The organism is Alistipes sp. Marseille-P2263, from assembly GCF_018101075.1.
Lineage (GTDB): Bacteria > Bacteroidota > Bacteroidia > Bacteroidales > Rikenellaceae > Alistipes > Alistipes dispar.
Window position 1 is genome coordinate 200,146 of the sequence record NZ_JAGQEJ010000002.1, and the last position, 12,379, is coordinate 212,524.

The 12,379-nt window shown below is 63.0% G+C and carries 10 protein-coding genes; 8 read left to right on the plus strand and 2 right to left on the minus strand.

All coding sequences use genetic code 11. From position 1 onward, the window contains the following. Positions 1-13: 13 nt before the first annotated feature. From KB554_RS04055 to KB554_RS04075, 5 genes are all read left to right on the plus strand, one after another. On the plus strand, positions 14-304 hold the full coding sequence (locus KB554_RS04055; RefSeq protein WP_211035066.1) for a hypothetical protein: 291 nt from the start codon (positions 14-16) through the stop codon (positions 302-304). Positions 305-389: 85 nt separating this feature from the next. After that, positions 390-2,342: a threonine--tRNA ligase gene (gene thrS, locus KB554_RS04060; protein WP_141428104.1), complete on the plus strand. Its 1,953-nt coding sequence runs from the start codon at positions 390-392 to the stop codon at positions 2,340-2,342. A gap of 114 nt (positions 2,343-2,456) precedes the next feature. Next, positions 2,457-2,981: a translation initiation factor IF-3 gene (gene infC / locus KB554_RS04065; protein WP_211035067.1), complete on the plus strand. Its 525-nt coding sequence runs from the start codon at positions 2,457-2,459 to the stop codon at positions 2,979-2,981. A 298-nt stretch (positions 2,982-3,279) separates the two neighbouring features. Further along, positions 3,280-4,248 carry an acyltransferase gene (locus KB554_RS04070; RefSeq protein ID WP_141428106.1) on the plus strand — a complete coding sequence of 323 codons (969 nt, stop codon included), beginning with the start codon at positions 3,280-3,282 and terminating at the stop codon, positions 4,246-4,248. A gap of 20 nt (positions 4,249-4,268) precedes the next feature. Beyond that, positions 4,269-4,922 (plus strand): acylneuraminate cytidylyltransferase family protein, encoded by a 654-nt coding sequence (locus KB554_RS04075; protein WP_141428107.1) that lies wholly within the window; start codon positions 4,269-4,271, stop codon positions 4,920-4,922. A 141-nt stretch (positions 4,923-5,063) separates the two neighbouring features. Here the strand turns inward: KB554_RS04075 and KB554_RS04080 are convergent, their stop codons facing one another. Next, positions 5,064-6,047 (minus strand): hypothetical protein, encoded by a 984-nt coding sequence (locus tag KB554_RS04080; protein ID WP_211035068.1) that lies wholly within the window; start codon positions 6,045-6,047, stop codon positions 5,064-5,066. A 63-nt stretch (positions 6,048-6,110) separates the two neighbouring features. On the opposite strand from KB554_RS04080, the gene KB554_RS04085 reads away from it, so the two are divergent. Further along, a complete protein-coding gene (locus tag KB554_RS04085) occupies positions 6,111-7,040 on the plus strand; it encodes a glycosyltransferase family A protein (RefSeq protein ID WP_211035069.1) in 930 nt (309 codons plus the stop codon). A gap of 52 nt (positions 7,041-7,092) precedes the next feature. On the opposite strand, the gene KB554_RS04090 is transcribed toward KB554_RS04085, so the two are convergent. Then, complete coding sequence (locus KB554_RS04090; protein WP_211035070.1) at positions 7,093-8,424, minus strand: hypothetical protein; 1,332 nt, start codon at positions 8,422-8,424, stop codon at positions 7,093-7,095. A gap of 370 nt (positions 8,425-8,794) precedes the next feature. Here KB554_RS04090 and KB554_RS13240 point away from each other — a divergent pair, with 370 nt between their 5' ends. Both KB554_RS13240 and KB554_RS04100 read left to right on the plus strand, forming a co-directional pair. Beyond that, positions 8,795-11,140, plus strand: coding sequence for a glycosyl hydrolase (locus tag KB554_RS13240; protein WP_242116288.1), 2,346 nt, complete (start codon positions 8,795-8,797; stop codon positions 11,138-11,140). 71 nt (positions 11,141-11,211) lie between these two features. Beyond that, the gene (locus KB554_RS04100) at positions 11,212-12,378 is read left to right on the plus strand and encodes a glycosidase (protein ID WP_141428111.1); all 1,167 of its coding nucleotides are present in this window, start codon (positions 11,212-11,214) and stop codon (positions 12,376-12,378) included. The last annotated feature ends 1 nt before the right edge of the window (position 12,379 follow it).

Below are 12,379 nucleotides of genomic sequence, written 5' to 3' on the forward strand. Positions count from 1 at the left end.
ACGCGCGACGGGAATGAAGCCGCGGACATTGTGGCGGACGGGCGTGTCGCTGGCGGCGGGCTGGACGGCCGTGGGAATCCGGAACCTCTGCCGGCTGCCGGCCGGCGGCGGGAACGACACCGGCGAGGTCGTCTCCGATCTCGTTCTCGACGCCGCCTGGATCGTCTGGTCGCTCGTCCTCGCCCGCAGGGCGCGCCGGGCGATGATGCGGGAGAAGGCGCTCGAAGCCGCGGCGGACGATCCCGAAGCGGAGCATCCCGGCGGACGGGCAAAGGCCCGCCGGCGAAGATACGAAAAACCGTAAGGACAAAAACCGGGCAACCCGGAGGCGTATTCCGTCTCGTAATTGTGGAAGCGCCGAAGGCCCCGAAACTTTAATATTCGATCTTATGATTAAAATTACATTTCCCGATGGCTCGGTAAAGGAGTACGCCAAAGGGACGACTGCGTACCGGATCGCGGAGAGCATCAGCCCTCGTTTAGCTGCTGACTCGCTGGCGGCCTCGGTAAACGGCGCGACGGTGGACATGACGCGCCCGATCGAAACGGACGCTTCGGTCAAGTTCTACAAATGGGACGACGACGAGGGCAAGCACGCCTTCTGGCACACCTCGTCGCACCTGCTGGCCGAGGCCCTCGAGGCGCTCTACCCGGGCATCAAGTTCGGCATCGGCCCCGCCATCGAAAACGGCTTCTACTACGACGTCGATTCCCCGACGCCGATCACCGAGGCCGACCTTCCGCGAATCGAACAGAAGATGCAGGAGCTCTCCCGCAACAAAGAGCAGCTCGTCCGCCGCGAGGTCCCCAAGGCCGAAGCGCTCAGAACCTTCACCGAGAAAGGCGACCAGTACAAGGTCGAGCTGATCTCGGACCTCGAGGACGGCACCATCTCCTTCTATACCAACGGCGCGTTCACGGACCTCTGCCGCGGACCGCACATCCCCAATACGGGTTACATCAAGGCGCTGAAGCTCACCTCCGTAGCGGGAGCCTACTGGCGCGGCAACGAGAAGAACAAGATGCTGACGCGCATCTACGGCATCTCGTTCCCCAAGAAGTCGATGCTCGACGAGTACCTCAAGATGATGGAGGAGGCCAAGAAGCGCGACCACCGCAAGCTGGGCAAGGACCTCGAGCTGTTCTGCTTCTCGCAGCGCGTAGGACAGGGCCTGCCGCTGTGGCTGCCCAAGGGCGCCGCGCTGCGCGACCGGCTGGAGCAGTTCCTGCGCAACGTGCAGAAGGAGTACGGCTACCAGCAGGTCATCACCCCGCACATCGGCAACAAGGAGCTCTACGTCACCTCGGGCCATTACGCCAAATACGGCAAGGACTCGTTCCAGCCCATCCACACCCCGATCGAGGGCGAGGAGTACCTGCTCAAACCGATGAACTGTCCGCACCACTGCGAAATCTACCGCTCGAAGCCCCGTTCGTACAAGGAGCTGCCCGTGCGTCTGGCGGAGTTCGGCACGGTTTACCGTTACGAGCAGTCGGGCGAGCTGCACGGACTGACGCGCGTGCGCGGCTTCACGCAGGACGACGCGCACCTGTTCGTACGGCCGGACCAGTTGCTCGAGGAGTTCGAGCGGGTGATCGACATCGTGCTCTATATCTTCAAGACGCTGAAGTTCGACAACTATACGGCACAGATTTCGCTGCGCGACCCCAACAACCGCGAGAAGTACATCGGTTCGGACGAGAACTGGGAGAAGGCCGAGTCGGCCATCATCCGGGCGGCCGAGGAGAAGGGGTTGCAGACGGTCGTGGAGTACGGCGAAGCCGCCTTCTACGGCCCGAAGCTCGACTTCATGGTAAAGGACGCCATCGGCCGCAAATGGCAACTGGGAACGATCCAGGTGGACTACAACCTCCCGGAGCGCTTCGACCTGACGTACAAGGGCGCCGACGACAAGCTGCACCGCCCGATCATGATCCACCGCGCACCGTTCGGCTCGATGGAGCGCTTCGTGGCCGTGCTGCTCGAACACACCGGCGGCAAGTTCCCGCTGTGGCTCTCGCCCGAACAGGTCGTGGTGCTTCCCATCTCGGAGAAGTTCAACGACTACGCCCGCAAGGTCTCGGAGTACCTCAACGCCAACGACGTCCGCGCGGAGGTGGACGACCGCAACGAGAAAATCGGCCGCAAGATCCGCGACAACGAGCTCAAGCGCATCCCCTACCTGCTGATCGTCGGCGAGAAGGAGGAGGCCGAAGGGCTGGTTTCCGTCCGCGCGCAGGGCGAGGGAGACAAGGGTCAGATGACCACCGAAGCCTTCCGCGATTTCCTCACGGGACTCGTCCGGGAGGAGGTCGAGGCCAACAGGCTGAAAAAGAAATAAACCGATTCATCAACTAATACTTTTACAACTATCGCAGCACCGAAACCATTCCCGCCGAGGCCGTTCAACCCCGGGAATAACAGACCGAAACCGGACAACCGCTTCGGACGCAGATTGCCCGAAAAGGAGAATCCGCACCGCATCAACCAGCAGATCACCGCACCCGAGGTGCGCGTGGTGGGCGACAACGTGGAGCAGCCGCAGGTCATGCCGATCCGCGACGCCCTGCGTCTGGCGGACGAGATGGAGCTCGACCTGATCGAAATTTCGCCCAAGGCCGATCCCCCCGTCTGCCGCATCGCCGACTACCAGAAGTTCCTCTACCAGCAGAAGAAAAAGGCCAAGGAGCTGAAGGCCAACCAGGTGAAAGTGACCGTCAAGGAGATCCGGTTCGGACCCCAGACCGACGACCACGACTACAACTTCAAGCTCAAGCACGCCATGAACTTCCTCAAGGAGGGTTCGAAGGTGAAGGCCTACGTCTTCTTCCGCGGCCGCTCGATCGTCTTCAAGGAGCAGGGCGAGATCCTGCTGCTGCGCTTCGCCACCGACCTCGAGGAGGTGGCCAAGGTGGAGATGATGCCCAAGCTCGACGGCAAGAAGATGAACATGATGCTGGCTCCCAAGAGCAAGAAGTAAGGATTCCCGGCAGCGGGTGCAGCACGCGGCAGAACCTGCGCCGCACCGCACAAGGGCCTGTACGACGCACGGAAACGGCGGCTACGGAACGGAACGATCCGGACCGCAGCCGCCGTTTCGCTTTCCGCAGACGCAGGCCCGGACCGAATTTCCGAAACCCGCCCCTGCGGCAGGGCCTCTGCCGGAACGGCGGAACGTCCCGCCCGCCGCGGCTCTGTGGCCGATGTCCTTCCCCGCGGATGCAAAACCCGGCGGCAGGACTTGGTCGTGCGCCCGGTTTGCACTATCTTTGCAGACGATGATTCCCTCCGACGACATATTCCGTATCGCGGACGACGCGGCTTTCGAACGGGCAGCCCTGGCGCTGTTCCGGCGGCAGGCCGCGGAGTGCGCCCCCTACCGCGAGTACCTCGCGCTCATCGGTGCGGACCCCGCCCGGGTGCGGCGCGCCGCGGAGATTCCCTGTCTGCCGATCGGGCTTTTCAAAACGCACGAGATCTACTGCGGCGACGCGGAGCCCGAAGCCGTCTTCACGTCGAGCGCCACGACGGGCATGACCTCCTCGCGCCACCCGATGCGGTCGCTGGCGCTCTACGAGGAGACGTTCCGCCGCGCATTCCGCACCTTCTACGGCGACCCGGCCCGGTGGAGCCTCTACGCCCTGCTGCCCAACTACCTGCGCCGCAAAGGCTCGTCGCTGATCTACATGGCCGACCGCCTGATCGGCGACTGCGGTTCGGGCGGCTTCTACCTCGACGACTACGACGCGCTGCTGGCGGCGATGCGCGCGGACCCGAAGCCGAAGATCCTGCTGGGAGTGAGCTATGCGCTTTGGGACCTCGCGGAGCGTTACGCCCCGAAGCTGGAGAATACGGTCGTAATGGAGACGGGCGGCATGAAGGGCTACCGCGAAGAGATTCCCAAAGAGGAGTTCCACCGGATCCTCTGCCGGGCATTCGGCGTCGGGGCGATCCACTCGGAATACGGCATGGCGGAACTGACCTCGCAGGCCTACTCCGCAGGCGGCAACCGCTTCCGCTGCCCGGCCTGGATGCGCGTGGCGGCGCGCGACGTCAATGACCCGTTCTGCACGCTTCCGGCAGGCGCGCGCGGCGGACTGAACATCACGGACCTGGCGAACCGCTGGTCGTGCGCCTTCATCCAGACCGAGGACGTCGGACATGTCGGAGCCGACGGCTCGTTCGTCGTCGAGGGGCGCATCGACCGCGCGGACATCCGGGGCTGCAACCTGCTGGTGCAGGAATAACCGAACAACCGAACCAACGCATGAAAACCGTAGCTTTCGTACCGATCCGGCTCAACAGCCAGCGCGTCGCGGGCAAGAACCTGCGCCTGCTGGGCGGCGAGCCGCTCATGTGCCACATCCTCCGGACGCTGACCCGCACGGAGGGCATCGACGAAGTGTGGGTTTACTGCAGCGACGAGAGCATCCGTCCGCTGCTGCCCGAGGGCGTCCGCTTCCGGCGGCGCAGCGAGGAGCTGGACCGCGACACCACGCTGGGCCGCGAGATCTACGACAGCTTCACCTCCGAGGTCGATGCCGACCTTTACGTGCTCGCGCACGCCACCTCGCCCTTCATCCGCGCGGAGACCGTCGCCGCGGCGCTCGGCAAGGTCCGCTCGGGAGCGTACGACTCGGCCTTCAGCGCCGAACGGATCCAGACCTTCGCCTGGTACGGGGGCCGGCCGCTGAACTACTCGCCCGACGCGATTCCCCGCACGCAGACGATCGAACCGATCTACATCGAGACCAGCGCCTTCTTCATCTTCCCGCGCGCGTTATGGCGCGAACGCCACCGCCGCATCGGCGACCGACCCTACATGGCCGTCGTGGACCGGATCGAGGGCATGGACATCGATTATCCCGAGGATTTCACGATGGCCGAGATCATCGCCGCCAGCCGGACCCTGCCCCGGTAGCGGCCAAAGAGGCCTTCCGACGAATCGGAGCCTTACGAATCGCCCCCGTCGGAGCGATCTCCGACGGGGGCGATTTTCGTTCGCGGAAACATCTCGGGCGGCTTTTCCCCGCATCCGCCCGCCGTCCCGCAACGGCCGGCATCACTCCGCGGCCCGTTCGTAGGCGTCGATCATCGACCCCCGGGTGCAGTTCACGATCCGCGCCCCGAGCGAGGCGGCGTAGTCGCGCAGCACCTCGTGGCCGCGGAACAGTTCGGCCACCTCGGCCAGATACGACGCCATCGTATAGGGTACGGGCGGAACCTTCCGGAGAACCGGCTGCGGCGCCGCGGGCGCTCCCGCATCGTAATAGTGCCGGTCGGCACGGCAAAGACGGTTCCGTCCGTCCACGCACAGCCCTTCGAGCAGCGTATGGTCCACGCCGTACAGCTCCACGCGCCTGTACCCCAGCAACAGCGCGACATACTCCCCGACCTGCACCACCGTCCCGAAATTGGCGCTTCCCAGCCCGCGGCGGAAGAGCCAGAACTCCACGCTGCGGAATCCGCGGTACATGTAGGTATGGAACGGCACGATGCGGATGAGCGGATTGGGCAGCACGGCCCGATAGTCGAACCGCTCGGGGTTGTAATACTGCACGTAGAGCGTCATCGGCCAGGAGACCCGCTCGTTCATCGCCCGGTAAAGCCCGGCCACACGGTCGCGGAAGGCACTCTCGCGGAAGAACATCGGGTCCGAAAGCACGTAGTAGGCCGGACGCAGGAGGGTGAAACGCTCATCGAGCGCGAAAAAATTGACCGCCATGAAGTCGCGGTCCCCGGTCCGCTCCAGCAGGCCGGGCAATTCGCGGGTGAGCGACGGGCCGTTGCCCAGAACGGCCATCGTCTCCCGCGGCCGTCCGGTCTGGACGCCGCCCGGAACGCCGCCGGAATCCTCCGCGGCCGGACCGCCGTCCTTCACGCTCCCGGACCGACCCGGCCCGACCTGCCCGGCGTCCGCCCCGGGTGTCCGTCCCGCCCGCCCGACGTAGTTGCGGAAATCCTCCTTCACGGCCATCACGGCAAAATACAGCACCGTGTCGAACGTATTGCGGATCAGACGGATTATCTTCTCGGAAAGGGTCATGCGCGCGTTTTATTTGCAAAAATAGCAAAAGATCGGTATCTTCGCAATAAAACCGCCCAACACATGCCGGAACCCCTCATCTCGGTGGTCATCCCCCTCTACGACAAGGAGCGCGAAATCGAAGCGGCCTTGCGTTCCGTGCTCGCGCAGACGTGCCTTCCGGCCGAAATCATCGTCGTGGACGACGGTTCGACGGACCGCGGCGCCGAGCGGGCCGAAGCGGTCGGATCGCCGCTCATACGTCTCGTCCGGCAGTCCAACGCGGGGGTTTCCGCCGCCCGGAACCGCGGCATCGCCGAGGCACGGGGCGAATACGTCGCCCTGCTCGACGCCGACGACGCGTGGCGCCCGGGATTCCTCGAAGAGATCGCCGCCATGATCCGCGAATTTCCCGGCTGCGGAATGTACTGCACGGCCTTCGACATCCTAAGCCGCGACGGCCTGTTCCCGGCGCCGACACTCCGGACGCGGGGCGTCGTGGAGAATTTCTTCCGCGACTCGGCCCACCGCTACATCGCCATCCCCTCGGCCGTGTGCATCCCCAAAGCGGTGTTCGGCGCCGTAGGCGGCTTTCCCGAGGGCATGAAGATCGCCGAGGACCTCCACATGTGGATCCGGATCGCCTCGCGCTATCCGGTCTGCTTCTCGCCCGAACGGCTGGCATGCTACTCGAAGGTGGCGTCGAACCGCTCCGCGGCCGGCTACACCCCCGAACGGACCCGCCATTCGTTCGAGGAGCTGTACGACCCTTCGGCTCCCGCCGAGAAACGCGAATTCATCGCCCGCGCCGCGCTGGGCAAGGCGCTGATCCTCTCGGCCAAGGGCGATACGGAGGCCGCGGCGCGCGCCGCACGCGCGTTCTCCTACACGAAAACCTACCGCCGCACGCTGCGCAAAGTTCAGGTGCTGAACGCCCTGCCCGTCGCATGGCGGAGCCCCTTACTCGGACTCTACGACGCGCTGGCCTGGCGGCTGGCCCGCCGGGGTCTCTGAGCGGTCCCGGCACGCCGCCGCGAGGATGCGCCCCGCCGCCCGGCGGACAGGACTACTCCAACGCCGTATAGACGACCATCGACCCGGGATCTATGCGGATCCGGTCGCCGGAACGCAGCGCAATCCGCTCATCCACAGGAAGCAGACGTTCTTCATCCAGCTTCAGTCCTCCTTCGGCATAGAGATAACGATCCAGGCCGGCCAGCGACGAATCCGCCCCTTCCAGAGTCAGCTCGACGGCCCGGTCCCGATTCGTGTTGACGATCGCCAACGTAGGCTTGCCGTCAGAACGTCCCCACATGGTCCGAACCCCCGGCACACCGCGAACCGTGCTCTCCAGAATCTGCGATCCGGCCGGGAAATAACGGCTCAACAGTGCAACGGCATAATACCACGGACGAATCCGCTCTGCGGATGCTCCGTAACGCTCCTCGCCGAGAATATTCCAAAAGCCCCATATCTTGAGTCGGCCGGGTTCATTGACATGCATGGCATCGTCGAGCATCCAGACGATACAGCCCGAATAGCCATTGGCCGCCGTCTGCATGATCGCATCGGCCATATCCGTTCCGTACATGTGATCGAAGACCGACATCTGCGAATCGGCAGGCGAAGCATACGGGCATCGCGCCGCACGGCGCTCGTTCTCGGCAGCGTAAGCCGCATCGCGTTCGTCGATAAACTTGATGCCGATCTCACCCATGATCATCCGGCGCTCCGCCGGAGCCGCCGCCCGATAGGCCGCAATCATTTCACCGTATTCGCCGGCGTTGATTTCCGCCTTGGAAGGATAGGTATGTATATCGTACAGGCCGACGGCATCGCCCAGCTCATCAGCCGTCCGGCTCACCCAATGCGTCTCGGCCGTCGTCCAGACCGCCGCGTCGGGGCCGACCAACGTCACCCGATCGCCCAACCCGCATCGCCGGAGCGAAGCGTGCATCGCCCGGGCCGCCCGGACCCACAGATCGCAGTCGCCCTGCGTGGAGGACCAGGACCCGTTGGGTTCATTTACCATATTGAAATAGCGGATGCAGGTATAACCGCAATCCTCCAGCAAATAGCGGACCAGCTTCGCACTCTGCTCCATGCGGTTCTCGTCCACCGTCTTCGCCGCCACATCCACGAAGCCGCCGCCCCAATCACCGAAGACCACCGGGATGGAGCGCCCCGTACAATAACCCAAAATCATGTGCAGGTCCTCCATGTCCGACGCGGGATCAAACCTGCCATCGGTCAGATACGGGCCAATACTCACCATAACGCGGATGATCCGCGGCGAAAGGTAATCGAGGCGTTTTTCCAGCCGAATCCGGTCCGCGGCCGAAAGACGGCCGCCGTCGCCGTGGACGTCATAGGGATCCCATTGCACCCCGCACCCCATATAAGCGTCGTCGAGAATCCGGCTGCCAAGTATCAGCGTGCCTTGCCGGACCGGAACGGAAGGCCGCGGCGACGGAGAAGCACCGGAATTCGCACATGTCGCAGGCAGCGACAGCAAAACGGACAGCCACCACAACCGACAAAGACAAAGGTTCATCGCATTTTCCATACTATCGGAATTTCAGAGCGCCTTCGAATTTAGGAAATGAACCTCAGTCCCGAATAATATTATTCCGCCGAAAACCGATCTTCTTCGGACCCCCTGTTCCGAAGAGGGACCGACGAGAATAAAAAAGTACTATCTTCTGTCGGAATATCATATTTCTTATCTCGTCCAAACAGCTACCTTTGTCTGAAAATCAATCCGCATTATGAACCGTTTGCCCGCATTCGCCGCCTTGGCGCTGTTCGGCCTCGGCGGTTGCTCCTCCGGAGCGAACACGGCCGAATTCGCCCGCGTCGAAAACGCCCGATTCGTCATCCCCTACGCCTCCTCCTATTTCGTGGGGGCAAATTTCTGGTACGGAGCCCTGCTGGCCGCCGAAGGCCCCAATGCGGACCGCGACCGCCTGTGCCGGGAACTCGACCGGATGAAACGGTCCGGTATCACGAACCTCCGGATCCTGGTGGGATCCGAAGGCAGCGAAGGCGTCGTTTCGAAAGTCGAGCCCATCCTGCAAACCGCACCGGGCATCTACAACGAAAAAGCGCTCGACGGTTTGGATTTCCTACTGGCCGAACTCGGGAAACGGCGGATGTACGCCGTACTTTACCTGACCAACTCATGGGAGTGGAGCGGCGGCTATTCACAATACCTCGAATGGAGCGGCTGCGGCACCTATCCCGTTCCGGGACGCGACGGCTGGGAAACCTTCCTCGAATACGTGTCCCAATACCATCAAAGAGAACTGACAGACAGATGCAAGCAACTTTTCTTCGATCACGTGCGCCGCATCGTAACCCGCACGAACCGCTATACGGGCCGGCCCTACGCCGAGGATCCGGCCATCTTCTCGTGGCAGATCGCCAACGAACCCCGCGCCTTCACGGAAGACAACAAAGAGCGTTTCTTCGAATGGATCGAAGCCACGGCACGGCTGTTGAAAGAGTTGGACCCCAACCACATGGTCTCGACAGGCAGCGAAGGCGCAAACGGCTGCGAAGGCGATCTGGGACTTTGGGAGCGTATCCATGCCATTCCCGAAATAGATTATGCCAACATCCATATCTGGCCCTATAACTGGGGATGGATCCAGCGCGAAAGCGTCGCCGGGGCATGCGATACGGCCTGCCGCAATGCACTCGACTACATCGACCGCCACGCCGCCGTGGCACAGCGTATGGGCAAACCGCTGGTTATCGAGGAATTCGGCTATCCCCGCGACGGATTCAGCTTCGCCCCCGGCTCTCCGACCCTTTCCCGCGACCGTTTCTATCGCACGATCTTCTCCCGCCTGCTGCGCGACGCCGCGAGGGGAGGAATCATCGCCGGTTGCAACTTCTGGGGCTGGGGCGGCTACGCCAAACCGGCGCATCTGCGCTGGCAGCAGGGAGACGACTATTGCGGCGACCCGGCACAGGAGGAGCAGGGGCTCAACTCGGTTTTCGCATCCGATACGACAACGTTGCGCGAGATCGCGCAGGCAAACCGCACATTGCAGCTTCACGCCGCTTCATCGGCATGCGGCAGCGGAAACCGGAATCCTGCGGAAGTACTCCGCACGCTGCGCGCCGCAGCCGCTTCGGGGCGCTTCTTTTTCGGTCAGCAGGACTACCCCTTCTACGGCGTATCCTGGTCTTACGAGCCGGAACGCAGCGACGTGAGCGATGTCTGCGGCGACCGTCCGGCCGTACTGGGTTGCGACCTGGGCGAACTGGAACTGGCAAAGGGACGCAATCTCGACGGCGTACCCTTCGAAACGATGCGGCGCATGATCGTCGATCACCACCGGCACGAAGGGCTGGTCACGCTGAGCTGGCATCCGCGGAATCCGCTGACCGGAGGCGATGCGTGGGATGTCTCACAACGGAATGTCGTGCACGAAGTGCTGCCGGGCGGAAGCTGTCACGACCGCTTTATGGGATGGCTCGACGATGTCGCGGCATTCATCACCTCGCTCCGCACGGCAGAAGGCGAAACCATTCCGGTCCTTTTCCGGCCCTGGCACGAGCACACCGGAAGCTGGTTCTGGTGGGGAGAGGATCTATGCACTTCCGACGAGTACAAGGAGTTGTGGCGAATGACCGTGGATCGGCTCCGTATGCGGGGAGCGCAAATCGTGACCGTCTATTCGCCGAATCCCTGTATGTCCTCCTCAGAATACCTCGAACGCTGGCCCGGCGACGCATGGGTCGATGTACTCGGCCTGGATGCCTACGACGGAGACGGTTCGGAGCGTTTCGTCTCCGGCCTGAACCGGTCGCTGGCCGTGATGGACTCCCTTTCGCGGGATACGGGTAAGCCCTACGCGGTGTCGGAAACAGGACGCGAGGGGATTCCTGAAGCAAAATGGTGGAGCGGCAGTCTGCTACGCGGCATCGGAACATACACCCCGTCCTATGTCTTGGTATGGCGCAATGCTCCGGACGACGCAAAACCCGGCCATTTCTATGCGCCCTGGCCCGGACAAGCCTCCGAAGAGGATTTCCTGCGCTTTCACGCCGACGCCCGGACTCTCTTTCTCCGGGACGGACTCCCTGCGGAGGAGAGCAGGTAAGCCGGCGCACTCCCGACAACGATGATTCAGAAGACAACTCATAACGAAACCGAAAACGCAACAAGATCGACATGGAATCGTTTCAGAAACGCATAGCCGAGCTGGAAGCCGGCTACGAAGCCCTCGTTACCCGTCCCAATGTACCCGATCCGGCCTATAACGGCATCTATACCCGCTACCGTTATCCGATCCTGACAGCCGCTCACGCGCCGCTCTTCTGGCGCTATGACCTCGACCCGCGGAGCAATCCCTACTGCATGGAACGGATCGGCGTCAATGCCGTGATGAACTCCGGCGCCATCAAGTTCAACGGCCGCTATCTGATCATGGCACGAGTGGAGGGCGCCGACCGCAAATCGTTTTTCGCCGTGGCCGAATCGCCGAACGGCATCGACAACTTCCGTTTCTGGGACTACCCCGTGACGATGCCCGAGTACGGCGAACCGGCGACCAATGTTTACGACATGCGTCTGACGGCTCACGAAGACGGCTGGATCTACGGTGTTTTCTGCGTCGAGCGCAAGGACCCCGCAGCCCGTCCGGGCGATCTCTCGTCGGCCGTGGCTTCGGCCGGCATAGCCCGTACGAAAGACCTCGTGAACTGGGAACGCCTGCCGGACCTGAAAAGCCGCCACCAACAGCGCAACGCGGTGCTGCACCCCGAATTCATCGACGGCAAGTACGCGTTCTATACCCGTCCGCAGGAGGGTTTCATCGAGGCCGGCAACGGCGGCGGAATCGGCTGGGCGCTCATCGACGACATTACGCATGCCGAGGTACGCGAGGAGCGTATCATCAACTGCCGCTACTACCACACCATCAAGGAGGTCAAGAACGGCGAAGGCCCTCATCCGATCCGAACACCGCAGGGATGGCTGCACCTGGCTCACGGCGTCCGGGGGTGTGCCGCAGGCCTGCGCTACGTACTCTATCTTTACATGACCGAACTGGAACGTCCCTGGATACCGATCGCCGAGCCGGGCGGTCTGCTGATGGGTCCGGCAGGAGAAGAGCGGGTGGGCGACGTTTCGAACGTGCTCTTTTCGAACGGATGGATTGCCGATCCCGACGGGCGCGTGTTCATCTACTACGCCTCGAGCGATACCCGTATGCACGTGGCCACCTCGACCGTCGATCGGCTGGTGGACTACTGCCTGCACACGCCGGCCGACGGACTGACTACGGGCCACAGCGTCGAAACGCTCAAAAAGCTGATCGGCAAAAACCTCAAACGCTGAC